Source organism: Tomitella fengzijianii, assembly GCF_007559025.1.
In the GTDB taxonomy this organism is placed as follows: Bacteria; Actinomycetota; Actinomycetes; order Mycobacteriales; family Mycobacteriaceae; genus Tomitella; species Tomitella fengzijianii.
Genome location: NZ_CP041765.1, coordinates 2,069,398 through 2,094,232 on the forward strand (window position 1 = coordinate 2,069,398; position 24,835 = coordinate 2,094,232).

At 71.8% G+C, this 24,835-nt stretch carries 22 protein-coding genes; 10 read left to right on the forward strand and 12 right to left on the reverse strand.

Going from position 1 to position 24,835, the window contains the following annotated elements:
• Positions 1–259: 259 nt before the first annotated feature.
• Positions 260–2,611: an alpha-glucosidase gene (locus tag FO059_RS09360; RefSeq protein WP_158726491.1), complete on the forward strand. Its 2,352-nt coding sequence runs from the start codon at positions 260–262 to the stop codon at positions 2,609–2,611.
• Between the two features lie 133 nt (positions 2,612–2,744).
• Here FO059_RS09360 and FO059_RS09365 read toward each other — a convergent pair whose 3' ends face one another.
• The 4 genes from FO059_RS09365 to FO059_RS09380 form a co-directional block, all read right to left on the reverse strand.
• A complete protein-coding gene (locus FO059_RS09365; protein ID WP_143908245.1) occupies positions 2,745–3,923 on the reverse strand; it encodes a MalY/PatB family protein in 1,179 nt (392 codons plus the stop codon).
• A 60-nt stretch (positions 3,924–3,983) separates the two neighbouring features.
• Complete coding sequence (locus FO059_RS18545) at positions 3,984–4,286, reverse strand: hypothetical protein (protein WP_199257018.1); 303 nt, start codon at positions 4,284–4,286, stop codon at positions 3,984–3,986.
• Positions 4,287–4,568: 282 nt separating this feature from the next.
• Complete coding sequence (locus FO059_RS09375) at positions 4,569–5,735, reverse strand: MFS transporter (RefSeq protein WP_210416596.1); 1,167 nt, start codon at positions 5,733–5,735, stop codon at positions 4,569–4,571.
• Between the two features lie 248 nt (positions 5,736–5,983).
• On the reverse strand, positions 5,984–6,574 hold the full coding sequence (locus tag FO059_RS09380) for a TetR/AcrR family transcriptional regulator C-terminal ligand-binding domain-containing protein (protein ID WP_168226605.1): 591 nt from the start codon (positions 6,572–6,574) through the stop codon (positions 5,984–5,986).
• Positions 6,575–6,651: 77 nt separating this feature from the next.
• On the opposite strand from FO059_RS09380, the gene FO059_RS09385 reads away from it, so the two are divergent.
• Positions 6,652–7,506 carry a phytanoyl-CoA dioxygenase family protein gene (locus tag FO059_RS09385; protein WP_143908249.1) on the forward strand — a complete coding sequence of 285 codons (855 nt, stop codon included), beginning with the start codon at positions 6,652–6,654 and terminating at the stop codon, positions 7,504–7,506.
• A gap of 261 nt (positions 7,507–7,767) precedes the next feature.
• Positions 7,768–8,292, forward strand: coding sequence for an SRPBCC domain-containing protein (locus tag FO059_RS09390; RefSeq protein ID WP_143908251.1), 525 nt, complete (start codon positions 7,768–7,770; stop codon positions 8,290–8,292).
• A 54-nt stretch (positions 8,293–8,346) separates the two neighbouring features.
• Here the strand turns inward: FO059_RS09390 and FO059_RS09395 are convergent, their stop codons facing one another.
• The 3 genes from FO059_RS09395 to FO059_RS09405 all read right to left on the reverse strand — a co-directional run bounded on the left by FO059_RS09395 (position 8,347) and on the right by FO059_RS09405 (position 11,979).
• Positions 8,347–9,021, reverse strand: a complete 675-nt coding sequence (locus FO059_RS09395; protein WP_143908253.1) for a class I SAM-dependent methyltransferase — start codon at positions 9,019–9,021, stop codon at positions 8,347–8,349.
• A 68-nt stretch (positions 9,022–9,089) separates the two neighbouring features.
• Positions 9,090–10,211, reverse strand: coding sequence for an FAD-dependent monooxygenase (locus tag FO059_RS09400; RefSeq protein ID WP_143908255.1), 1,122 nt, complete (start codon positions 10,209–10,211; stop codon positions 9,090–9,092).
• Positions 10,212–10,449: 238 nt separating this feature from the next.
• Positions 10,450–11,979: a glycosyl hydrolase family 79 C-terminal domain-containing protein gene (locus FO059_RS09405; RefSeq protein ID WP_143908257.1), complete on the reverse strand. Its 1,530-nt coding sequence runs from the start codon at positions 11,977–11,979 to the stop codon at positions 10,450–10,452.
• Positions 11,980–12,153: 174 nt separating this feature from the next.
• Between FO059_RS09405 and FO059_RS09410 the strand changes: the two genes are divergently transcribed.
• Positions 12,154–12,957, forward strand: coding sequence for an alpha/beta fold hydrolase (locus FO059_RS09410; protein WP_143908259.1), 804 nt, complete (start codon positions 12,154–12,156; stop codon positions 12,955–12,957).
• A 207-nt stretch (positions 12,958–13,164) separates the two neighbouring features.
• Here the strand turns inward: FO059_RS09410 and FO059_RS09415 are convergent, their stop codons facing one another.
• From FO059_RS09415 to FO059_RS09425, 3 genes are read right to left on the reverse strand one after another with little or no spacing between them, the layout of a single operon-like run.
• The gene (locus tag FO059_RS09415) at positions 13,165–14,055 is read right to left on the reverse strand and encodes a mycofactocin-coupled SDR family oxidoreductase (RefSeq protein ID WP_143908261.1); all 891 of its coding nucleotides are present in this window, start codon (positions 14,053–14,055) and stop codon (positions 13,165–13,167) included.
• Positions 14,052–14,909: an amidohydrolase family protein gene (locus tag FO059_RS09420; protein WP_143908263.1), complete on the reverse strand. Its 858-nt coding sequence runs from the start codon at positions 14,907–14,909 to the stop codon at positions 14,052–14,054. The genes FO059_RS09415 and FO059_RS09420 overlap by 4 nt, the downstream gene beginning before the upstream one ends.
• A gap of 40 nt (positions 14,910–14,949) precedes the next feature.
• The gene (locus FO059_RS09425) at positions 14,950–15,960 is read right to left on the reverse strand and encodes an LLM class flavin-dependent oxidoreductase (RefSeq protein ID WP_143908265.1); all 1,011 of its coding nucleotides are present in this window, start codon (positions 15,958–15,960) and stop codon (positions 14,950–14,952) included.
• 101 nt (positions 15,961–16,061) lie between these two features.
• Here FO059_RS09425 and FO059_RS18885 point away from each other — a divergent pair, with 101 nt between their 5' ends.
• A complete protein-coding gene (locus tag FO059_RS18885) occupies positions 16,062–16,928 on the forward strand; it encodes a LysR family transcriptional regulator (RefSeq protein ID WP_268968805.1) in 867 nt (288 codons plus the stop codon).
• A gap of 601 nt (positions 16,929–17,529) precedes the next feature.
• The gene (locus tag FO059_RS09435) at positions 17,530–18,009 is read left to right on the forward strand and encodes a hypothetical protein (RefSeq protein WP_235671085.1); all 480 of its coding nucleotides are present in this window, start codon (positions 17,530–17,532) and stop codon (positions 18,007–18,009) included.
• A 2-nt stretch (positions 18,010–18,011) separates the two neighbouring features.
• On the opposite strand, the gene FO059_RS09440 is transcribed toward FO059_RS09435, so the two are convergent.
• A complete protein-coding gene (locus tag FO059_RS09440) occupies positions 18,012–18,422 on the reverse strand; it encodes a helix-turn-helix transcriptional regulator (protein WP_143908269.1) in 411 nt (136 codons plus the stop codon).
• Positions 18,423–18,682: 260 nt separating this feature from the next.
• Here FO059_RS09440 and FO059_RS09445 point away from each other — a divergent pair, with 260 nt between their 5' ends.
• Together FO059_RS09445 and FO059_RS09450 are read left to right on the forward strand one after the other, a co-directional pair.
• Positions 18,683–19,567: an alpha/beta fold hydrolase gene (locus tag FO059_RS09445; protein ID WP_143908271.1), complete on the forward strand. Its 885-nt coding sequence runs from the start codon at positions 18,683–18,685 to the stop codon at positions 19,565–19,567.
• Between the two features lie 163 nt (positions 19,568–19,730).
• The gene (locus FO059_RS09450; RefSeq protein WP_143908273.1) at positions 19,731–20,582 is read left to right on the forward strand and encodes an SDR family oxidoreductase; all 852 of its coding nucleotides are present in this window, start codon (positions 19,731–19,733) and stop codon (positions 20,580–20,582) included.
• 19 nt (positions 20,583–20,601) lie between these two features.
• Here the strand turns inward: FO059_RS09450 and FO059_RS09455 are convergent, their stop codons facing one another.
• The gene (locus tag FO059_RS09455) at positions 20,602–22,929 is read right to left on the reverse strand and encodes a preprotein translocase subunit SecA (protein WP_143908275.1); all 2,328 of its coding nucleotides are present in this window, start codon (positions 22,927–22,929) and stop codon (positions 20,602–20,604) included.
• 224 nt (positions 22,930–23,153) lie between these two features.
• On the opposite strand from FO059_RS09455, the gene brnA reads away from it, so the two are divergent.
• Positions 23,154–23,390, forward strand: a complete 237-nt coding sequence (gene brnA, locus FO059_RS09465; RefSeq protein WP_143908277.1) for a type II toxin-antitoxin system BrnA family antitoxin — start codon at positions 23,154–23,156, stop codon at positions 23,388–23,390.
• Positions 23,391–23,458: 68 nt separating this feature from the next.
• The gene (locus FO059_RS09470; protein ID WP_235671086.1) at positions 23,459–24,811 is read left to right on the forward strand and encodes an MFS transporter; all 1,353 of its coding nucleotides are present in this window, start codon (positions 23,459–23,461) and stop codon (positions 24,809–24,811) included.
• Positions 24,812–24,835: the final 24 nt, after the last annotated feature.

Sequence of the window (24,835 nt, forward strand, 5' to 3'; positions counted from 1 at the left end):
CGCGATTCGCCACCACCGCGGCGTCGCCGTGCGGCCCGCACCGCGTCTGCGGCGCGGGACCGGACCGTCGGCCTCCGGGACATTCCCAGTCCGCTTCACTTCGCCCCCTCCCGTCACTCCCGACCCTCCCGTCGACGCGCCGTGCACCTCACGTGCACGGAACCGGCCCCGCGGCGCCTTCGCCCGGATACCATCCGACCCATCATGCCCGGGCGCGCACAGTCCCGCCCCGTCACCGCCGCAGCCGAGGAGGACCAGGGTGGGCGCAGTCGGAAGCGAAAGGCCGGCGGACGACCGCCCGCGCACCCTCCCCGGACACGCTGTTTCCCGCCGTGCCCTGCTGCGCTCGGCCGTCGGAATCGGGGCGGGCGTCCTCGTCGCAGGGATGACCTCATTGTCGGCCCCGCCCGCAACACGCGCCGGTGTGCCGTTCCTCCGCTACGCCCCTGCACCGGTTCTGCCCCTCGGGCGTCTCACCGTCGCGCCGAGTGCCGTGGGCACCGTCGACGCCGGCACCTTCCGCGTCGTCGTCGCGCCGGGGTCGGTACGCGTCGAATCGGGCGGGCGCGCGGTGTTCGCCTCCCCCGCCGGCGCCTTCCTCGCCTCCGCGAACGGACGGCTGAATTGGCAGGAGAACACCGGCCACTTCTCGTTCACGCCGGCTTTGACCTCGCTGCAGCTGGATCAGGAGGTCCGGCGGGTGGAAGTGGACGACGGTGCGGTAGTCCTCACCGGAATCCTCGCCCCGCCGGTCGATCTCGGCCCGCAGTCCAGCGAGATCGCGACCGCCGCCCCGTTCGACCTCGCCACCACGCGGAAGTTCACCCTGCGCGTCAGCACCGGCCCCCACGGCCTGGAGCTCCGGGCGGACGTTCCCGGCGCCGAGGTCGTCGTGTTGCGCCCCGCCCGCGGTCCCGGCGAGGGCGTGCACGGCGCCGGGGAGCAGTTCACGGGCTTCGACCTGACGGGCGACGACGTGCCGATCGTCACCCGTGAGCAAGGCGTCGGCCGCGGGCGCGAACCCCTCACCGCCGCCGCCGAGGCCACCCAGGGCGCGGGCGGCTCGCCCACCACCACCTATGCCCCGCTGCCGTTCCTCGCCACCGATGCGATGCGCGCGTTCGCCCTCGATACCGACGTCGTCGCCACTTTCGACTGCCGGCCCCCGGATCGCATCGACATCGCCGCCTGGGCGCCCGGCTATACGACCACCGTCTACGCGGGTGCGGTCCCCAAGGATCTGCTCGAGTCGCACACCGCCGACACGGGGCGAATGCGGGCGCTGCCGGAATGGTCGGGCGCGGGCGCGATCCTGGGCCTCCAGGGCGGCACCGACGCCGTCACCGCCAAGCTCGCCGCGCTCGAGGACGCGGGCGCCGCCGTCACCGGCGTGTGGCTGCAGGACTGGTCGGGGCAGCGCACCACCGACTTCGGCGAGCGGCTGTGGTGGAACTGGGTGCTCGACCGCGACCGCTATCCGCGGTGGGACGCCTTCGTCTCCTCGCTCAATGACCGCGGCATCAAGGTGCTCACCTACGTCAACGCGTTCCTCGCCGACCCCGCCGGCAAGCCCGGCGGCACCGCCCGCAACCTGTTCGCGGAGGCGAACGCGCGCGGGTACCTCGTCGGGCACCCGTCGGGCGGCCCGTACCTGCTGGACCAGGGCGGATTCGACGCCGCGCTGGTGGACCTGACCAATCCCGCGGCCGTCGCCTGGTTCCGCGACGTCATCGCCACCGAGGTGGCGGGGGTCGGCGCCGACGGGTGGATGGCCGACTTCGGCGAAGGGCTCCCCTTCGATGCCGTGCTGCATGCGGGTTCGCCCGCCGAGTGGCACAACCGCTGGCCGGTGGCGTGGGCCGAGCTCAACGACGCGGCGCGCCGCCAGGCCGGCAGGCCGGATGCGCTCGTGTTCTTCCGGGCGGCCGGCCGCGGGTCCGCCGCGCACGCCCCACTGTTCTGGGCCGGCGACCAGCTCGTGACCTGGGACGCGGACGACGGACTGGCCAGCGCGCTGCGCGGGATGCTCGCCGGCGGGGTGTCCGGAATGGCCCTCACGCACAGCGACACCGGCGGATACACCGGACTCTCACAGCCGGTGGTGGGCGTCCGACGGGCCCGGGAGCTGCTGCTGCGGTGGGCAGAGTTCAGCGCGTGGGGCACGGTGATGCGCACCCACGAGGGCAACCAGCCGGACCGTAATGCGCAGGCCTACGACCCCGATGCGGCGGTCGGGTTCGCCGAGCAGACGCGCGTGTTCGCGGCACTGGCCGACTACCGCCGCGGCGTCGTCGCCGAGGCTGCACAGACCGGGGTCCCCGCGCTGCGGCACCCGTGGATCGGCGCGCCGGGATCGCCCGCAGCCGCGCGCGACGACCAGTTCCTGTTCGGCAGCGGGATCTTCGTGGCGCCGGCGATGGCCCCGGGGCTCACCCGCACGACGGCGACCCTGCCGCCCGGCGACTGGGTGCATGTGTGGACCGGGGAGCAGTTCGCCGGTGACGCCGACGTGACCGTGGACAGTCCGCTCGGCCGGCCCGCGGCGTTCCACCGGTCCGGCGACCCTGCGGCGGAGGAGGCGGCGCGAAGAGTGCGTGCGGCGGTGCAGTGACCCCCACCCGTCCCGTCTCACCCCGAGTACCGCCTGCGCACTCCGCGCACGCGTTATCGGGGATACCGGCGGGAAACGGCGCGCGGACTGCCACGCGGCCGCGCCCCGCAGTTCCGCCCCGCACTCCCGCCCCTCACCCCCGCAGGGGCACCGCCTCCAGTGCCTTCGCCATGCGTTCGAGCGCCTCGAGCATGAGGGGCCGCGGCATGGCCGCTATGAACCGCACGTGGCCGGCCCCCGCCGCGCCGCAGTCCGTGCCCTCGGTGCAGGCGACCCCCGCGTGCTCGAGCAGGAACTCCGCGGGCGGGCCGTCGAGCCGGTAGGCGGACAGGTCCAGCCACGCCACGTAGGTGCCCTCCGGCGGCCGGAATCCCACGTGCGGCAGGCGCTCCGCCAGGAACTCGGTGAGCGTCCGCAGGTTGCGCTCGAGGTAGGCGCGCACGTCGGACAGCCACACACCTCCCCGGTCGAACGCGGCGGCCGTCGCGGCGAGTCCCAGGTTGGCCGCGCCGTGCATGGGCATGAATCCCACCCGCTGCCACACCGCCTCGTCGGCGTCGTTGGTGGTGATCAGCTGGGCGCATTTGAGCCCGGGGATGTTGAACGCCTTCGACGCGGCCATCGCCGTGATCGAGTGCCCCGCGGCGGCCGGCCCGATGGAGGCGTAGGGGATGTGGCGGCGATCGCCGAGCACCAGCGGCATCCAGATCTCGTCGGAGAACACCCGTCCGCCCTTGCGCTGCACCAGCTCCTCGATCGCCTGCAGCTCGGCGCGGGTGAACACCCGGCCGGTGGGGTTGTGCGGGTTGCACAGCACCAGCAGCCCGCCGCCGTCGTCGAATGCCCGCTCGATGGCGTCGAGGTCGTCGGAAAAGTACGCGCCGTCGCGCCGCATCGGCACCTCGATCACCTCGCGGCCCTCGTCGGGCGGAACCGTGAGGAACGGCATGTAGGCGGGCGTGGGGACGATGACCGCGGAGCCGGGCCGGCTGAAGTAGCGGATGGCGGCCCGGTATGCGGCGACCACGTCGGGCATCTGGTGCACGCGTGCGGGATCGACGTCCCAGCCGCACGCACCGCGCAGGTAGCGCCCGACGCTCGACTGCATCGCGGTGAGGTAGCGCCTGGGAAGGTAGGCGAACGCGCCGCGGTCCACCTCGCGGTGCAGCGCATCCGTGATCGGCGGGGCCACCCCGAAGTCCATCTCCGCGACGAAGGCCCCGATCGCCCCGTCCTCGCGGCTCCACTTGGTGGTGCCCGTGGCGCGCAGGTCGTCGAGCGTGATGGCGTCGAGTTCGGCGAAGCCGGGCATGCACAGTCTCCTTATCCGTGACGCGAGATCCGCCCCGCCCCATCCTGCCCGCTCGCGCGGCTACCCGTACACCTCCGGCGGCGCGGTGCCGTCGGCCTTGGGCCACGTCTCTCCGGCCACCTCGATGCGCTCGACCGTGAGGGATCGGATGTGCACGTCGCCGGCCTCGAGTTCGCGCACGACGGCCTTGCCGACGGCGATCCGCCCGATCGCCACGGCGCCCACGGCGAGCGCGCCCACCGCGCAGGCCGCCAGCGCCAGCGGCGCCGCCGCGGTGGGGCCCAGCGCGCGCGGACCCGCCGCCCGGGGCCCTATCAGGTGAGGCCTGCGCAGTTCGCCGTCCGTGCATCCAGTGCAGCCCATGGTCGCTCCCCTTTCCGCGCCTGCCTTCGCGATGGTAGACGCGCCGGCCGGCGGGCGGAGCGGTTTCCGCGGTGCCGCCGCGAGCGCCTGCTGACGGGCGCGGGTCGAGGTCCTTTCCTGGCAGCTATGGATTGCGGAAGCGATCGTATCGCCCGGCCGCGCCGAGCCCACCAGCGTGCAGGCCGACGCACACGGCGCCGACCTGCGCATACCGGGGCCGGCCGGGAGCACGCGGTTCCTTCCGCAATCCAGAGCCTCGCAAACCGGCCCCACCCTGCCGATTCACCGCATGAGGGCCGGGTCGAACAGCAGCGCAGCCACCGCTCCCGCCGCGCTCAGCCCGCACAGCACCCAGAACACGCCCGCCACGTCGTCGCCGATGCCGAGACCGATGACGAAGACGAGCAGCGCCCCCACACCGTTGGAGAACCCCAACGCGATGCCCGAGCCCATCGACCGGTTCTCCGGGAATATGTCCTGGCCTATCAGCACCGTCACCGGGGCCGTCATGAACAGCGCTATCCCCAGCAGACCCGCCACTATCCACGCCCACGGCCCGTCCAGGTAGGCCATGGGCGCGACGAGCACCGCCGCCCCCAGCGCCGACGCGACGAGCACCGGCCGCCGCCCCACCTTGTCGCTGAGGTGCCCGCCCGCGAAGTTGCCGACCACCCCCACCACCGTCATCGTGGTGATCACCGATGCGCCGCTGACCAGTGTTTCCCCGCGGGAGTGCCACAGGATGGGCAGGAACGTCACGAACGAGAAGACGGTGACGGTGCGGACGCCCTGATAGCCGATCAGCACCGCGAGGGGGCGCGCGTGCGTGCGCCACCGGATGGCCCTGCCGTGGCCACGCCGGGCGGGCAGCGATGGCGCCCATCGCCGGATCCACGGCACCGTCACCAGCCCGGGGACGGCGAGGATCCACAGCGCGCCCAGGCCCAGATGGGAGACGATCACGCTGGCCAGGGTGGGCCACAGCCCGCGGCCCAGCTCGCCGCCGATGAGGAATGCCGACGTGATGAGGCCCTGGCGGCCGGCCATCATCGCGCGGATGCCCGCGAGCGCCTGCGGGTGGAAGAACGCGTTGCCGACGCCGATGAGCACCAGCAGCGCGATCATCGACCACAGGCTGTGCGCAACCCCCAGCAGCCCGCCGCCGATGGAACTGGCGGTGAGGCCGATCATGATGAGGCTGCGCCCGCCGATCCTGTCGGCCAGCCGCCCGGTGAGCGGTTGCAGCGCCTGCCCGATGGTCAGCGCCGTGACCAGCACCCCGGCCATCTTCGCCGGCTGATCGAGGGTGGCGAGCACCGCCGGCAGGACGCCCGGCAGGTAGTTGGAGGCGCCGTCGTTGAGCAGGTGCGCCCAGGTGAGGCCGCTCAGGCGGGTGCGGAACCGGTCGATGCCTCCGTCGCCCGCCTGCGCAGTCCGCCCCGTCGTCACCGCCACCTCCCTGACGCTCGGCCGCGGGGGCGCCGGTGTCAAGACCGGGGCCCGGGCCGCCCGCCATCACGCCGACCCAGTTCCGCGCACCGCCTACGCAGCCCGAGCGCCTCCTACGCAACCCGAGCGCCTCCTGTGCAGGCCGAGCGCCGAATCCCGGGCCCGGAGCGGGAAAAGGTGCTCGACCTGTCCACCTCCACATCTAACGCAACATATGTAGCGTTAGACTTTGACGGGGCCGGCGGAGCTCAGCCGCCGCAGCCGAACGCCCGGGTGATCGTCGCAGCGACGTCGCGGGCAGTGGCGGCGACGTCCCCGCGCCAACCGAAGGTGGTGACCACGAGCAATGGACCGACGATCATCTGCATCACCAGGTGCGGGTCCGCGTCGGCGCGCACCTCGCCGCGGTCCTTGCCGCGCTGCACGATCGAGGAGAGGTCCGAGGCGATGGGCAGCCAATGGGTGACTTGCAGCTGCGCGATCTCCGATTGCGTGTCGGCCGCGAGGATCGCGTTGAGCGCCATCTCCACGGGCGTCGAGAAGAGGTCGGCCAGTTCTTCGGTGAGCTCACGGACGTCCCCCTCCCACGACCCGGTGTCCGGCGCCGTCAACGTGGTGGTGTGCAGGGTGAGCGCCTCGCCGACCAGGTCGACCCGCGTCGGCCACCAGCGGTAGACCGTCGAACGCGGCAGGTCGGCGCGTTTCGCCACGTCCGCCACGGAGAAGGTCGAGTCGCCCTGGCGCAGCATGTCCAGCACGGTCTCCGCCACGGTGCGCCGGATCACCTCGCTCCTGCCGCCGGCCCTGATGCGTTTGCCCTGCGACGTGGATTCGGCCATGGCCCGACGATACACGCCCCCATCTACCCACCTGAGCAGCACTTTTGTCCCGATTGTCCACACGGAAGGACCACCCCATGACCGCATTGACGCACGTGTCCGCGCACGCTCCCCGCGAGGATCTGCTGGCGGCGCTGTTCGACCAGGGCGCCGTGATCGTCGACGGCCTGCTGGACCCGGATCTGCTGGCGCGCTTCAACGCCGAGCTCGACGAGCACCTGGAGGACACGCCCCAGACCGGCGCGGAGAACTTCGTGAACGCCGGCGTCGCGGAGTTCTTCGGCCGCCGCACCGAGCACCTGACAGGGCTGGCCGGCAAGTCGCGCGTGTTCGCCACCGAGGTGCTCACCCACCCGGTGTACCGGGCGGTGTGCGACGCCGCGCTGCTGCCCGGCTGCGTCGCCTACCAGCTCAACCTGGCGCACGTGCTCAACCGGCTCCCCGGCGGCACCACGCAGATGCTGCACCGCGACGAGGACGTGTGGGCCAACGTGCCCCGCCAGGGCCACATCCAGTTGGCCTCGGTGGTGGCGCTGCGGGACTTCACCGCCGCGAACGGCGCGACGCGCATCATCCCGGGCAGCCACCGGTGGGACCGCGACCGCGTGCCCACCGACGCCGAAACGGTGCCCGCCGAGATGCCCGCCGGGTCCGGCGTGATCTACCTGGGCTCGACGATCCACGGGGCCGGCGCCAACACCACCACCGACCAGCGGCGCCGCGGCATGCACCTGAGCTACTGCGCGGGCTGGCTGCGCACCGAGGAGAACCAGTACCTGTCGGTGCCGCTGGACACTGTGCGCGGGCTGCCCGAGGAGTCGCAGCGGCTGCTCGGCTTCGGGGTGTACGACGCGATCGAGCACGGCGGCGGCTACATGGGCGCCGTCGACCTGCAGGACCCCGTCAAACTGATGGCGGCCGGGAAGCTGTAGCGGCCGACTGCGACCCGGCGGAATCGCGCCGCCGATCCACCAGCGAGCCGCGGTCGATCACAATCACCAGGCCCTCGACCCCCCACTTCTCGACCGGGTCCTCGGGGGTGACGTCGAAGTTCCGGAATCGCAGGGGCAACTCACACCTCCAGAACTGCATCCGAACCTGCACGGCAGCCTGCAACGTCCCAAGGACGGCGACTACCCTGCGAGGAACCCTATGTCCGAGGCTATGCACCACGCCCTCCGGAAGGACCGCACATGACTCGTCCCCGCGCCTACGGCACGCTCACCACGGTCGACGGCCGCCCGGCGCTCCGGTTCGAGCTGGACGTCCCCTACCCGGTGGAGCGGGTGTGGCGGGCGGTGAGCGTGCCGGCCGAACTGGAGCAGTTCTTCCCGGCGGCCGCGCCGTGGACGCCCGTCTCCGGCGAGGAGATCGACCTGGGCGGGCCGGTGCTCACGGTGACGGAGGCCAGCCCGCCGCACCGGCTGGAGTGGACGTTCGCCGGCCAGCCGCAGAGCTTCGCACTGTCGGATCAGGGCGACGGCTGCCGGCTCGTGTTTACCCACGTCATCGACGATCTGCCCGCGGCGCAGACGGCCACCGGCTGGGAGTGCTATCTGTCGCGGCTGGAGCCGCATCTGGCGGGCGTGCACCGCACCGAGGCGGAGGCGCACGAGCACTGGATCGAGATCCACGACCTGTATGCGGAGAAGTTCGGCGTCGACCCGGAACCGGGACGCGCCTGGGCCGCAGCGAACCTCGGCGGCGGAGCCGGCTGACGCCGCAACTCCATCGGGCCGGCCGAGAGCCCCAGCGGGCCGTCGGCGGGTCGGCTACCCGGGCTTGCGCGCGACGAGCCGCTCCACCACGCCGATCTTGAACCGGTCCGCCTTCTGGACCGCGAAGCCCGCGGCGACGACGTTGTCGTGCGGCCGGCGCCGGAAGTGCTCGCCGCCCACCGGGATCGACACGATCTCCAGCGCCCGCTGCACGCCGCGGGCCAAAGGCGAGGTGCTGACGACGTGGTCGACGAGGATGAGCCGCCCGCCGGGGCGCAGGACTCTGTGCATCTCGGCGACGGCCCGGTCGACGTCGGGGATCGCGCACAGCCCGAAGGTGCACACGACGGTGTCGAATGCGCCGTCGTCGAAGGGCAGCGCGTGCGCGTCGGCCTGGCTCAGGACGGCGTCGCGCCCGAGCGACGCGGCCCTGTCGCGGGCCTGCGCCAGCATCTCCTCGCTCAGGTCGATGCCCGTGAGCACCGCATCCTCCGGGTAGAGCGGCAGGTTGAGGCCCGTGCCCACCGCCACCTCGAGCACGTCGCCGGTGGCCTGCCCGCAGGCCCATTGGCGCGAGTCGCCGAAGACCCAGCGGTCCATCTGCTGCATCGACTGGTCGTAGTGGCGGGAGTGCTTGTCCCAGTAGCGGTGCCAGCGCTCTGCCTGACGGTGCGAGTTCGGCGGGCCTGTGGTCGGCGGGTCCGGGGCTGTTCCGTGTGGGTTCGTCATGGCACCACCCAACCACGCGTCGACAAGACGGGCATCCGGGTTCCCCCGGAGAATCCGCCCCAGGGCGACTAGGGCCGCGGCCACCGCGCAATGCGCGCCGACGCGCGCACCGCCGCGCCCGCCGGCATCGCGCGCATCAGCGCGTCGCGGGCCGCGACCGCCGCCGGGGAGGACGCCTGCGCCACACGGCCTGCCAGGCGCGAACCGCGCCAGAGCGTCCGGGTGCGCCGCCGCCGCGATAGGTCGTACTCGTGCAGCGCCGCGTCGAGCGGGCGCGCACCGCGCAGCAGCAGCACCAGGGTGGCGGCGTCCTCGATGGCCTGGCCGGCACCCTGGCCCAGGTCCGGGGTCATCGCGTGCGCCGCGTCGCCGAGCAGCACTCCGCGGCCCGCCACGAACCGGGGCGGCAGCGCGGCGAGGTCGTAGATGTCGTGGCGGAGCAATGCCGTCGGCGGGGTGGCGTCGAGCAGCGCGGGGATCGGCGCGTGCCAGCTGCCGAACCGTGCGCGCAACACCGCGGGCTCGTCGCCGAAGTCCGCGCCTTCCGCGGCGGTGAGCACGGCGAACCAGTAGACGCGGTCGTCGGGCAGCGGCACGATCCCGATGCGCGCGCCCGCGCCCCACGTCTCCCCCGCCTCGTCGGCCAGGTGCCCGCGCGACGCAGTGACCCCGCGCCAGGCGGTGTATCCGGCGTAGCGGACGCCGCGGTCGAGGCCCCACGTGCGGCGTGCCCCGCTACGCATCCCGTCGGCGGCCACCACCAGGTCGAACCGCTCGGGCACGCCGTCCACCGTGACGACGGGCTCTCCGCCGGGGTCGACCTGGGCGGTGCGCCCCGCGCGCGCCGTTCCCGCCGCGAGTCGCGCGAGGAGCGCCGAGTGCAGCTCTGCGCGGTGCAGGCTACGCACCTCCGGACCGGATCCGGGCGGCACGGAGACCAGCCACTCGCCCGACGGGCGCCGCTGGCCGGAGCGCATCCGGCCCAGCGCGTCGGCGCTCACCGCGCGGACGGGCCCGCCGAGGCCGATCGCGTCGAGCGCGGAGAACGCGTTGCCGAACAGGGTCAGCCCGGCCCCGACCGCGCCGGGCGCGTCGCGCCGCTCGTAGACGGTGACCTCGTGGCCGTCGGCCTGCAGCCCGGCCGCGGCGACGAGCCCGCCGATGCCGGCGCCGATGATCCCGATGCGCATGGGTGCCAGTGTGGCCGATGCCGCGTGACAGCCGTACGCGGGATTCCTCCGCGGTCACCGCGGCCCTTCCGGGTGTCTGCCGGGCCTTTCGCGGAGCTCTGGATTGCGGAAGGAATCGCGTCGCCATCCGACCTGCGCTTCCTCCGCGGCGGCGCCGACGACCTGCGACAGCGCCGGTCAGGGGACGGACCGGATCCCTTCCGCAATCCCTAGCCTGGCGGACAGCACCCCCGGAGCATCAACCCACCGTGAGCAGCACCGCGCCCGGCCGGCCGAATCGCACCGCGTAGCCCCCGTCCTCGGCCCGCAGCGACGCGGAACCGGGTGCGAACGACCCGTCGGCCGCCACCGTCATGCCCGCATACGTCGCGGCGCCGACGGTGTCGACGGACTCGCCGTCGAGCCGCTGCACCGTCGCCCCGCCGCCCGGCCCGCCGTCGATGATCACGCGGACGGTGCCGTCGAAGCCGCGCTCCATGTCGTCGACGATCACCCGCACCGTCCCGTCCGCCATCCGCACCGCGAACGCGGAGACGTGCGCGTCGCCGTCCACGGTCACCGGCAGCACGGCGCCGCCGGTCATGCGGCCCACCATGTACGCGCCGTAGTAATTGGGGTTGACGCGCGCGGCTCCGGCGTCCGCGGCGGCAGGGTCGGCGAAGCAGATCATCGAGTAGCTCGTGCAGTCGTCGATGTGGTCGTGCAGGTCGAGGCCCGCCACGCCCTCACGGGCGGCGGTCATCACGTAGTCGACGGTCCAGAGCGCCGCGCCGAACGTGTCCGTCACCCCGGGCCGACCCTCCATCGCCACCGAGTTGGTTTCGGAGATGCGCGGCACCATTCCCGCGCCCTCCGCCTTGGCGACGAAGTACCGCAGGAACGCCTCCTGCTTGTCGGAGGTCTCGCGGGAGAGGAGCTTGTCCACCGTCGGCAGACCGCCCACCGCGTCGGAGAGCGCCTGGGGGAAGCCCATGCGTTCAGTGTTGACGAACGGGTAGTAGTGCTGATTCAGCGCGGCGCCGGGCGCTCCGAAGGCGCCGATGTAGGCGTCGAGCCACGGGTCGAGCGCCGCGGGCAGGTGCGGGTCGATCAGCGGGTTGCCCACCGCTCCCCCGGCGGTGTCGGGCCCGCTGATGGGGGTGCCCGGGGCCGCCGCGGCGATGGCGTCGCGGTAGGCGCGCGCGTCGGGGATGTACTGCTGCGGCACCACGTACTGGGGCCGCTCTCCGCCGCCGAACAGCCCGACCAGCGGGTACACGTTGGGCTCGTTGCCGATCTGGATGGAGCGCAGGCGGGTGCCGATGCGCTCTTGCGCCTGCGCCGCCTCCTGCGCGGCGGCGGCCGGGTCCCGGTGGGCGAGGTTGACGCCGAGGTCGACGGTGGTGCCGGTGGCCGCGGCCAAGGCTCCGAGGCGGCTCAGGTCGTCCGGGGAGACGGCGGCGTCGGCCCACGCGGGCGGCGGTGCCGCGTCGTCGGGCTGCCAGGCGGTGTTGTCGACGGCGTTGGCGGAGAAGCGCAGGTTGCCTGCGCCGAGGTTGGCGATGAGCTCGTCGACATTGCTGCGTGCGGGGTCGGTCCACGTGCGGTGCAGCTGGTCGGCCTCGAAGGACAGGCCCAGGAAGTCCGCGGGGATGGTGCGGCCGCGGGCGGCGGCGTCGACGTGCACGGTGACCACGGGCGGCGGTGCGGCGGAGGCGGGGACCACCCACGCCGCCTGGGCCGCGAGCATTGCCGCCACCGCGATGGCCGACCGCTTGACTGTGCGCATGTGCCGTCCCCTCAGCAGTGTTGACCGCCACCTTGCCGCATCCGCCGGCCGTGGGACCGGCGCTTTGCGGAATTCGCACCTGTTGATCGGGCTGTGGGCGCATCCCACGCCGGCGCCCGAACGTGCCCCGGCGCGTTGCGTGTCCACGCCCTCGTGGGCGTTTACCCTGAGGGCATGGCCGAATCGGGCACGATCACGATCGACGGTGCCGCCCTCGCCTACACCGATCACGGTGGCGAGGGGCCGGTGGTCTTCCACGCGCACGGGCTGTCGTCGTGCAGCGCCAACGAGACGGAGGCGGGGCTCATCGACCCCGCCGCACTGCGCGCCGCCGGCCTGCGGCTGATCGCCTACGACGCCCGCGGCCACGGCGGCTCGTCCGGCCGCGCCGACCCGGCCGACTACACGTGGGACAACCTGGCCGAGGACCTGCTCGCGCTCGCCGACGTGTTCTCGCCGGGGGTTCCGGTACACGCGATTGGCGTGTCGATGGGCACCGCGACGATCCTGCACGCGCTCACCCGGCGTCCGGAGCGGTTCCGCTCCGTCGTGCTCGGCGCACCGCCCACCGCCTGGGCCACGCGCGCCGCGCAGGTGGCCGTCTATGGCGAGCTCGCGGCCACGATCGAGGCCGATCCGGCGGCCGCCGTGTCGACGATGGAGAGCATGCCGGTGCCGGAGATCTTCGCCGATGCCCCGAACCAGGCCCCCGCGCCCGCCCCGGCGGTGGACCCGGCGCTGCTGCCCGCGGTGCTGCGTGGCGCCGGGGCCAGCGACCTGCCCGAGCCTGACGCACTCACCGGCCTCACGCTCCCGGTGCTGCTGCTGGCGTGGGACACCGACCTGGGCCATCCGGTCTCCACCACCGAGCGGCTCGCGGAGCTACTGCCCGAGGCCGACGCGCACGTCTCGCGCACCGCCGCCGACGTCGGCACCTGGCCCGCTCGCGCCGCCGAGTTCTTCGCCACCCGCGGATAGTCGCCGGCGGATAGCGCCCTGGTGTTCAGCCCGCGGCGAGTTGGTGCGCCCGCTGGTAGGCGATGCCGAGGAGATAGCCGATGCGGTGCCGCCGCGTTTGGTGGACATTTGGCTGCGATCACCGGTCCCAAGCAACCAAGAGTCCACCCAACGCCGGGTCACACCAAAGCGAGAAGACGCGCCGTCGCCGTGGAATCTGCGCCGTCTCTATGGCATCCGCGCGGACACGCCGGCCCCGATCTCGAGCGTCTCCCCCGTGACATGCCGGGCGGCCGGCGAGGCGAGGTATGCGACGGCGGCGGTGACGTCGGCCGGATCCGTCCACGGCTCGCCGAGCGGGTTGAGGCGCGCGTACCGGCCGCGGACCTGCTCGCGGGTGGGCGAATCCATGTCGGGTGCGAACAGCGAGTACATCGCCGGGTTGTGCACCATGTCGGTGGAGACGGTGCCCGGGCAGACGATGTTGGCGGTGACCCCGGTGCCGGCGAGCTCCAGCGCGAGGGTCTTCGTCAGCCCGATCGCGCCCCACTTGGCCGCCGAGTAGTGGCCCAGGTTGGGGGTGCCGGCCCGCCCGCCCATGGAGGCGATCGTGATGATCCGGCCCCAGCCGCGCGCGGTCATCCCGGGGGCGACGGCGCGGAGGGTGTGGAAGACGCCGGTGAGGTCGATGTCAAGCATCGTCGACCACTGCGCGTCGGTCAGCTCCACCACCGGCCCGAAGCTGACGACGCCCGCGTTGGCGATACAGATGTCAATGCCGCCGAACGCGCGCACCACCTCGTCCACCACCTCGTGCATCCGGGCGGGGTCGCGCACGTCGGCCCGCACCGCCAGGCACCGCGCGCCTTCCTGTTCCACGAGCGCGCGGGTCTGTTCGAGGTCGTCGACGGTCGCGAGCGGGTACGGGATGGTGTCGACGTCGGCGCAGAGGTCCGCGGCGACGATGGACGCGCCACGCCGCGCGAACTCCACCGCGTGGCTGCGCCCCTGGCCGCGGGCGGCGCCGGTGATGAGCACGGTCCGGCCGGCGAAGTCGTGGACGGGGTCGCGGGCAGCGTCGTGGTCACGGTCATGTGCGGAGTCGGGAGTGGCAGTCATCGGATCCTGTACGTCGTAGCGGCGGTGTCGGTGTAGAAGTGGCGGCGCTCGGTGGCGGACGCCTCGGCAAGCAGTGCGTGTAGCGCGCCGATCCATTGGCGGTAGGTGCCCGCCATCGTCTCGATCGGCATGTTGGAGCCGAACATCACCCTGTCCCAGCCGAACTCGGCGATCGCTGTCTCCACCCACGGCCGGAGCAGGTCGATAGAGAGGTCGGCGGTGGCCATGCCGAGACCGGTGACCTTGCAGGTGATGCCCGGACGGGCGGCGCACGCGCGGATCGCCGCATGCCAGGCGTCGAATCCGGCCGCGTCGGTGGCGCTGGGCCAGCCGGTGTGTTCGAGCGACACGGTCAACTGCGGGTGGCCGGCGAGCACATCGAGCCATCTCTGCATCGACTCCGGCTGTGTGACCAGGTCGAAGACGTGGCCGCCGCGATCGAGCCAGTCGAGGACGGTGGCGGCGGCAGGTGATTCCGGTTCGAGCCCGGTGAGCACCCGGATTCCGCGGAACCGCGGGCTGCGGGCCTGTTCTTCGAGGTCGGCGACGATGGCGTCGGCGTCCAGGCCTGGGTCGACGCTGCCGACGATGACGAGGTCGAGGCCTTCGCGGTCGGCGAGCGCGTCGACCCACCGCGTCTCATCGAGGTAGGCGCGCGGCGCGGTGGTGGCGGAGACGTGCACGAACTTTTCGACGTCCAGGTCGCCGGCGGCGGCGCGGTAGTCGGCGGGCAGGAAGTCCGAATACAGCGACGGCGTTCCCACCTGCTCGGAGAACGGCTGCAGGGCGGTGTACCAGTCGTTGTCCGTGACACTCCACTGGTGCATGTGCGCGTCGATCACTCCGCCGGTCATCGCGGGACCTCCTGTGTTCTGGTGGACTTTCGGTTACATGTCACCACTTGTGGAGCGTGGGCAGGACTTCGTCGGCGAATCTGCTCAGCGCGTCGAAGCCCTCTCCGCGCAGGTCGATCCCCGGATGGGGTCCGAAGAGGACGAGGTCGGTGAGGCCGAGGCCGGTGACGTGCGGTTCGAGCGCGGCGAGGACGGCGTCGGCGTCACCGATGAGCTCGTTGGCGCGATACTGGTCCGGCGACGGTGCGAGCCCGTAATCGAGGTCGGGGTCGCCGAACTCGGAGCGGATCGTCCGGTAGTAGTCCCACCGGTGGAAGTAGTGGTGCTTGTTGCGCTCCCACACCGCCTCCGGATCCTCGTCGGTGACGGTGATGCTCCACGGATTCGACACTCGGGTCGAACCGGGCGCGAAGCCTGCCGTGGCGAGCGCCTCGTGGTAGGCCTCGTGCACCTCCGGGTCGACGCTGGCGGCGGCGAGATTCGCCCCGTGGCGGCCCGCACGCTCCGCCGCGGGCTTGGTCGTCGCAGCCACCCAGATCGGCGGATGGGGTTGCTGTGCGGGAGTCGGCTGCACCTGGACGTTCTCCAGGTGGTGATATCGGCCCTCGTACGAGAATCTCTCCCCCGACCAGGCACGCGGCAAGACGTCGAGGACCTCTTCCATGCGTGACGGCCGGGTTCTAGGGCTCATTCCGTACGCGCGATACTCGGCCACGCTGTGGCCGATTCCCAGACCGACGTCGAGTCGCCCACCGGAAAGCTGGTCCAGCACCGCCGTCTCCTGCGCCAGCGCGAGCGGATGGTGCAACGGCGCGATGTAGATGTACGAGCCGATCCGCGCGGTGGTGGTGCGGGAGGCGAGCGCGCTCAGGAACACGGGCACGGAGGGGCCGTATCCATCGGAGGTGAAGAAGTGCTCCTGGACCAGCAGCGCATCGAAGCCGAGACGCTCGGCCTGCTCGAACGTCCACAGGCAGTCCTCCCACAGATCGGTCCAGCTTTGCTCACGGTGGGGCGACCGCCGCATCTCCAGAGTCAACGCAACCCGCATCGGGATCTCCTCGGTTCTCGTGGGTCCATCCTGGGCCGCGGAAGCGGCGATCCGCCAATACCAAAACGCCGCCCATCTAGCATGTCGGCATGATGGATGCGATGAGCTTGCGCGATCTCGAGTACGTGGTCGCAGTGGAGCGGGAACGCAGCATCACCGGCGCCGCGGCCTCGATTCCGATGGCGCAGCCCGCGTTGAGCCAGGCGATCGCGCGGATCGAGCGCCGTCTCGGTGTCGTGCTCTTCCGCCGGACCAGCCGCACCGTGGTCCCGACCGAGGCCGGGGCACTGCTGGTCGAACGCGCACGCCGCATACTCGGCGACGTGGCCCGCGCGATCGACGACACCCGCGCTACCGGCGGCCATCGTCAGGTGCGCATCCAGGTGACCGAGCCGTCACTGACGGTGCCGCGCAGGATGTTCGCCGCGATACGCCACGCACTGCCGGATGCCGCCGTCCACCAGATGACGGTGCCGCGCTCGCAGGTGGCCGGCAAGCTCGTCGGCGGTGAGCTGACAGCGTCGGTGGGCCCTCGCGAGCGAGGTCCTGGGCTGGTGGCGGAGGAACTGTGCCGCGAGGGGGTGAGGGCGGTATTCGGGCCCGATCATCCTCTCGCCCATCACGACGCGGTGACGGTCGCCGACGTCGCCGCGTTCCCGATCGTGTCGATCGATCCCGGAATGAGCGACTGGAATGCCACCGTGGCGCGCCACCTCGCACGATTCGGCGCCGTACCGCGGTGGACGGAGTCGTCCGCGTTCGGCGCGGTCGCCGCCGCCGATCTGGTGCACGGGTCGGACGCGGTGTTCCTCGCGCTGGATTCGATCGCCCGCGGCCTCATCGGGCCGAGCGTCCACCTCCCGATCGATCCGGAATGGTCGATCACGTGGTTCGTCAACTGGCGCGCACAACCCGAGCCGATGCCGTGCACGCGCGAGGCGGTGGACGCCATGCGGGGATCCGCGTGAATGCCCGCGTTCCGGCGCTCACAACCAGACTTGTCCGGGGAGCCGCTACGGCCCACCGGCGCGAGCGGTCGGTGGCAGCTTCTCCTCACCCCAGGCGAGTCCGGCGACGGCGACGACTCCTCACGGAACGACGCACCCGGAGCCACGCAGGTGGTCGTGGGCCTGCTCGACCAAAAGGCCCCAGCCGTCTGCAAGTCGGTACGGCCGTGGCGATTCCTCCCGGGGTCGCACCAGCGCGCAGTTCCTGCAGTTCCCCCGGCGCGGCGTCCTCAATCTCGGCGGTGATCAGCTGCTCGGTTCCGCGCCCGCGCAAAGCCATCCACTCGGCGAGCCGCGTGAGGTCTTGGCGCAGGAGATGCCACCGGTACTCCACGTCGCCGTGGACAGCGGCCCACGTGGATGCTTCTTTGCTGACGTCGGAACTCGTCGCGCCGGACTCGACCGCCTCCACCCGAGGCACTGCTTCGATGGTCATGCCGGGCATCGTAAGCAATCGCTACGACAGATCTTCACCATGTTGAAGATTTGCTCCAGCAGCAGGTACCCGCTAGGGCGCTTACACCCCGCCGAATGTCGGTGCCCGCCGCTGACGTTGCCGACGATGGCGAGCCCGAAGAAGCGGAATAATGCCCCGGCGCCGGGAGTGCGGACGGGGCCATCTCCTGACGACCCACACGACATCGTCTATTTCAAGCCTCATGCGGGCGATGATCCTGAGCAGGCCGAGCCAGGGCTTGATGCACTACGCTCCTGGCCGCCGTCAGTACGTGCGAAGACCAACGCGGTTCTCATCGCTGTCGCGACCGCTCCGCCGAAACGGTTCGCCGGAGGCCGGTATTGGGAAGCGATGAAGGGCACCATGCGCGGATGGTTCGAAGTCCGCATCGACGGCCCGAAGCGACACCACTACCGGCTGTTTTGTCTACTCGACTACGAGGCAAAAGGGCACGACAAGGGGCTCTTGGTCGTGGTGGATGGTCACGACAAGCCGTTCCGCACTACATTGAGCGACGCGGACTACGCGGCCGTGCGCACACTGGGGCATGAGTATTGCAACCGGAACCCACGCTCGATCGTCTGATCTCAGACGGGGCTCGCGGATCCGGTTCGAAGCGCTTGCAGGTGGTGCGCGAGCCCGACGGTGTCCGCGGTGCAGCCTGCGAGCAACGGTTCCGTGACATGTGTCTGCTCGTCGTCGGTAAGTGGTTCGATGGTGACCCGCACCCCGAGCGCGGCGGCGACCTCGGCCAGTGTGCCCAACGTCGGGTTTGGCCGCCCAGAGCCGAAGAGGCGTCGGATCGTCGCCGGCTCGACCTGAATGGCTCGTGCCAGATCGGCTTTGGAGACTCCCGCTGCTTCGCGCGCGTCGTCGAGAGCGTTGACGACGCGGTCGATGGTGGCAATGCGCACGGACTCGACGACAAACTCACGGAGGAACTCGGGGTCCTCGAGGTCGCGCACGAGGTCCTGCCAGTATGCGCTGGTGCCGGTCATGATGTGCACTCCCTTCCGAACAACATCGTATCATTTATGATACGCGAAAGTGCTATTGAACGCCGCAGCGCTACCCCCCTCTACACCGCGGCCGTTGACGCCATGCAGAGATCCCTGGGGCAACCCGCGCCTCTCCTGCCCACCGCAGCAGGCGGCTGTCACGGAGACTGTGTGACGCCTGCGGTGACTTTCCCGCTCGCCGGATGTCTCCACTTGCAAGCCCGGCACGCGGTCCGCGGCTTCCGGCGAGGAGGGAAATGATGACGGGCAGTGCACGGACCAGCGGCGCAGATCGTATCGACACCACGCACACACGGGCCGCGCGCGGCGTCGAACTCGGCGTGGAGCACTTCGGCGACAGCGCGGCGCCGCTCGTGCTGCTCGCCGGCGGCACCACGATGTTGTCGTGGCCGGATTCGCTGTGCGCGGCGCTCGCGCGCGGCGGCCGCCACGTCGTGCGCTACGACCTGCGCGACGCCGGCGCCTCCACCACCGTCGACCCCACCACGCCGGAGTACACGCTGCGCGACCTGGCGGCCGACGCCGCCGCACTCGCCCGCACGCTCGACGACCGCCCGGCTCACCTGGCGGGCATCGGGGTCGGCGGGATGGTCGCGCAGGTTGCCGCGCTCGACCATCCGGAGGCGTTCTCCGCGTTGACGCTCGCCGGGACGCGCCCCGTTGCTCCCGGGCCTGTCGACGACGACCTGCCCGATCATGACGCGGCCGCGATGAAGCCGCTGTTCGCGCGGCCCATGCCCGACTGGGCGGATCGCGCCGCGGTGGCGGACTTCGCGGCGCGGGGTGCGGAGATCCTCGGTGACGATCCCGCGGCTGCCCGGGAGATCGCCGGGCGCATCTGGGACCGCACGCCCGGCGCCGCCGCCTCGGTGCACATGGCCAACCAGATGGGCACCGTCTTCGCTGCTCTCGACTGCGCGCCCCGCTGGCGCGAGCGGCTCACCTCGATTGCGCTCCCCACCCTGGTGGTGCACGGGCGCCGCGACCCGTTTTTCCCGGTCGGCAACGGCCAGGCACTGGCCCGCGACATCCCCGGCGCCCGGTTGCTCGTCCTCGAGTCGGCGGCCACCGCGATCCCCGACGCCACCGCCGCCGAGGTCGCCGCGGCCATGCTCGCGCTGTGACCTGACCAGAGCAGCAACCGCTCGGGCCACGGCGCCCTTGCGGCGACCTGCACCCCACCCGCGAACGCGGCACCACTCTGGGGCCGGACGCGTACGGTGAACCCCTGCCGGTGCCCGTCGACAAACGACTCGTTTCGGCGCGACGGCGACGAAGGAGAATCGCATGGCTGACGTCGCTCTGACGGGTGCGACCGGCACGGTCGGCGGCATAGCGGCGCGCCTGCTCGCCGACGCCGGGCTCCCGATGCGCCTGCTGGTCCGTGACCCGTCCCGAGCGCCGGACGTCCTGGGCGCCGAGGTCCGCCAGGCCGAGTTCGGGGGCGACGCGTGCCGCGCGGCGCTCACCGGGGTCGACACGGCGCTCATGGTGTCGGCGCACGAGTCGGCCGACCGGGTGGAGGTGCACCAGTCGTTCGTGCAGGCCGCCGTCGACGCGGGCGTGCGGCAGGTGGTGTATCTGTCGTTCGGCGGGGCGGGTTCGGGCGCCGGGTTCCTGCTGGCCCGCGACCACGGCGCCACCGAGCGGATCCTCCGCGACTCGGGCCTGGCGTTCACGTTCCTGCGGGACAACTTCTACGCCGAGGCGATCGCCGGGTTCGCGGGCGACGACGGCGCGCTCCGCGGCCCCGCCGGCGACGGGCGCGTGGCGGCAGTGTCGCAGCGGGACGTGGCCGCCGTGGCCGCACACATCCTCGCCGACCCGCGGCCGCACGCGAACCGCGGCTACGACCTCACGGGGCCGCAGGCGCTCACGCTCGGCCAGATCGCCGCGACGCTCACCGAGGTGACGGGGCGTACGCACCGGTTCGTCGACGAGACGATGGAAGAGGCCCGTTCCAGCCGCGCGGTGTATGACGCGCCGGCGTGGCTGGTGGACGCGTGGATCAGCACCTACACCGCGATCCGTGACGGCGAGCTCGAGCACGTGAGCGATGCCGTGCCGTCGCTGTTGGGTCGCCCGGCGCTGAGCTTTGCGGAGGCGATGCGCGCGGCCGCCGGGGGACGCGCCGCGTGAACGCACGCGGTTGCGGCAGTCATCTCCCGAACAGCGCGCGGCGAGCCGAAGCGAAGTAGGCGACGGCACGGTCGGCATCGGACTCGGAGGTGTCCGGTGCGACCAGATACGTCCATGTCGCGGACGGCCGCCGCAATCCGAGGTCTTCGATCACGGCGTCGGCGCTGTCGGCGTCCTCGAGCGCGGCCCGGGTCGCGGCCGCCGCCTCCTCGGTGAGCCCCCGGAAGTCCTGCGCGGCAAGGATCGTGAACTCCTCGAGCGGGTCCTGCCGTCCGAGACGGCGCAGATGGATCCCTTCGCGGACGTCGACCATGTGGTTCATGTGCCGGGTCCAGACTCGATCGAGCTGATATAAGACCACATCCGCGGCGAGGCCTCGGCGGGACGGCACGGTCCACCTTCTCGCGGCATCCGGGTCGTCCGGCCACACGCCGGCCAGGTGGTCGTCGAGCGCACCAGGCTCGGTGAGCAGGCGTTCTCGCGTGCGCAGGATGCTCAGCCGCTGGTTGTCGGTCACGGTGTGAAAGCTGCGGGTCGTGCGGTGCAGCTGCAGGAGGGCGCCTTCGGCGACGCGCTGCGCGTGGGCGTAGAGCCGGTGCGATCGCCGATCGCGCACGAGCCCGTCGCCGTCGACCGACCGCGGCGACCGGACCGGAGCGACGTTCTCGGTGACGACCGGGTCGGACAGGCTGGTGTAGAAGACGGTGCGGCCCGGGTCGCCCTGGCGCCCCGAGCGCCCCTGCAACTGCCGGTCCAGCCGCGGGCTGACGTAGCGCCCGAGACCCAACACCAGCAGTCCCCCGGCGTCGGCGGCTCCGGGCCCCAGTCGGATGTCGACCCCGCGGCCCGCCATCTGGGTGGACACCGTGACCGCGCCCTGGTGTCCGGCCTGGGCGATCGTCTCGGCCTCGTCGGCGTCGTTCTTCGCGTTGAGGACGGCGGCGTGCACGCCGTGGTCGGCCAGCAACGCCGCGAATCGCTCGGAGTCGGCGACGCTCCCGGTGCCGACCAGCACCGGTTGCCCCGCGTCGTGCGCCGCACGCACCCGGGCCGCCGCCGCGGTGTCACGCTGCTCGGCGGACGCGTACAGCAGGTCCGGATCGTCGATGCGGATCGACTGGTGATGCGTGCCGATCACCCCGGTGTGCAGGTCGAGGTCCTCGGCGAGGCGATCGGCCGCCTCCAGCGCGGAGCCGCTCATGCCCGTGATGCCCCGATAGCCGCGCACCACCGTCTCGACGAGGATCTGGTCGAGCACTTCGGCCTGCGCGGTCACCGCCACGCCTTCCTTGCGTTCGACGGCCGCATGCAGCCCGTCCGGCCAGCGTTGGCGCTGCGCGATCCGCCCGCGCGCGTCGTCGATGAGCCGCACCTGCCCTCCCGTGACGACGTAGTCCACGTCGCGGTGCACCAGGGCCTGTGCGTGCAGCGCAACGTACGCGGCGGTGACCAGCTCGATGTTCTCCTCGGAGTACAGGTTGTCCACGCCGAGCCGGTCTTCGAGGAACCGGATGCCCGTATCGGTCAGCGTCGTGCCGGCGCCGCCGGCGTCCACCTCGTAGTCGACTCCCTCGGTCAATGCAGCGACCGCGCCGGCGACCGGAATCTCCACGATCGTGTCTGCACCGCTGCCCGCGATCACCAGCGGCACCACGGCGTCGTCGACGAGGACCGCGTCGATCTCGTCGATGACGACCATGTCCAGAGGCGGCAGCAGCCGTTGCGCCTCGACGGTGCGCCGCCGGTCGCGCAGCACGTCGAACCCCACCTGCTGCACCGTCGCGTAGACGACATCACTGCCGTATGCGCGCCGCCGGTCGACGTCGGTCATGTCCTCGGCCACGGCCGTGACGTTGAGGCCGAACATCTCGTAGAACCCGGCGCCCGCCGCGGCATCGCGCCCTGCGAGGTACTCGTTGGCGGTCAGCACGTGCACACGCCGGCCGGCCAGTGCGAATCCCGCGGCGACGAGGAAACCGACGAGGGTCTTCCCTTCACCGGTGGCCATGTCGGCCACCCGGCCGCGCAACATGCTCACGGCCGCGAGCAGCTGTTCCGGGTACGGCTCGAGGCCGATCGGCCGGCGGGACACCTCACAGGCGACGGCGAGGTACCGGATCAGGGCGTCATCGTCGTCAGGATCGAGGCCGACCTGGGCGCGGGCGGCCTCGGAAAGCTCGCCGTCCGTATGCGACCGCCACGCGGCGGCGCCCTCCACAACCTGGGCGACGAGCGGCTCGAAGCGGCGCAGGTCCGCGGTCCCCGGGTCGTGGCGCAGCCGGCGCACTGCGGCGGCGACGCGTTCTCCCGGCGACGAAGGTGTGCGCAGCGGTACGGAGGAGCTCATCGCCCCAGTGTGCACGAGCACTGGGGGCGGTCAGCGTCGACGTATTGCACGATCGCGTGTCCGCGGTCGCGCGCCTGTTCAATGAACGGCAGCTTCGATTCCCGGAGTGCCGGAGGATGACCCACGCCCGCATGACGCGAAGGTATAATTTCTATACCCCTACCGCGGAGGCAGGATCCGACTCATCTCTGTACGCAGATCCCGGAGGGAAGAGGTCGCACTCTATGAAGGCTGAAGACTTCGACGCACGGTTCGATGCCGGACAGGACGTCACCGGGGAGCTCGACGTCGACGCCGCGCGGCGTCCCGGCCGTGACCAACGGCGTGTCAACGTCGACTTCCCCGGATGGATGGTCGACGCTTTGGATCAGGAAGCTGCGCGTCTGGGCGTGACCCGCCAATCGGTGATCAAGATGTGGCTGGCCGAACGCCTCGACAACCTCCACCGTCCCGCCGCGTAACCGTGGCGTTCGGACGCCCCGCTCCGGTATGGGGCCCGAGGGGCGATCCGGTCCGGTAAACAGTGGGGGTGGCCACTCCGATCGAGCAGCTCCCGGCACGGCAGCGGCGCCAGTCGATGATCATCGCCGCGTTCGGCACGATCGTCGAGTGGTACGACTTCTCGATCTACTTCTACGTCGCCACCATCCTGACGGCCGAGTTCTTCGGCGACGACACGGATTCGATCCTGCTGACTCTCGGCATCGGCGCGGCCGGCTTCTTCTTCCGTCCGCTCGGCGCCATGGTCTTCGGCCACCTCGGCGACCGGGTCGGCCGGCGTCAGGCGCTCGTCGTCTCGGCGGTGCTCATCGCCGTCGCCATGTTCGCCACCGCCGCGCTGCCCGGATACGAGACGGTCGGCATCTGGGGCGGGGTGGGCATGGTGCTGCTCCGGTGTCTCGCCGGATTCTCCGTCGGCGCCGAGTACACGGGCACGATGGTGTACCTCATGGAGACCGCGTCCCCCGGCAAGCGCGGGGTCACCACCTCGTGGGCGGCCGCGAACAGCGAGATCGGCTCGCTGCTGGCCGTCGGGCTCGGCGCGCTGTGCGCGAACCTGCTCAGCCCCGAGGCCATGCAGTCATGGGGCTGGCGCATCCTGTTCGTCGTCGGCGGCGTGCTCGCGGCCATCATGGTGCCCCTGCGCAGCAGGCTCAGCGAAACTCCGACCACCCAGCGCCTGCACCAGAACATGCCCAGCGACGATCGGGCTGCGAAAGGTTCGTGGCGCGAATCCCCGCTAGTGCTGGTGCTGCTCCACCAGCCGCGCGCGGTGCTCGTCGCCTTCCTCATCTCCTCGATCGGCGCGACCAGCTACTTCCTCAACATCACCTACGTGCCGACCTACCTGGCCGAGGAGGCCGATTTCGCCGACGCGGGCGCGCTCGGCCTGGGCACCATCGCCGCCGTCACCGCCATCGCGGTCACTCCCCTGTTCGGGCTCCTGGCAGACCGTATCGGGCGCAGATTCTCGCTTGCGCTCCTCGTCGGCGGGCTGGTGCTGACGACCGTCCCCGTCTACGCGCTGCTGCACTCCCCCTCCGCGGGGCTCAGCATGTCCGCGGCGGCGTTCCTCGCCGTGCCCGCCGCCGGCTGGAGCGCCGTCGCCGCCGCGACGATCCCCGAACAGTTCACCGCCGTCGGCCGCTTCTCCGGCATGGCCATCGGCTACAACATCGCCACCGTCGCCTTCGGCGGGCTCTCCCCCCTCATCGCCACGGCCCTCATCTCGGCGACCGGGCTCTCGCTGGCACCCGCGATCTACGCGACCATCATCATCGCGGCCTGCGGCGTCCCCGCCCTGCTGCTCATGCGCAACCTTGCGCACGCGAAGATCGACGACCTCGACCGCGACGACCTGCTCGTGGGTGCCGAGAACTGATAGACGCCCTCCCGGCGCCGGATA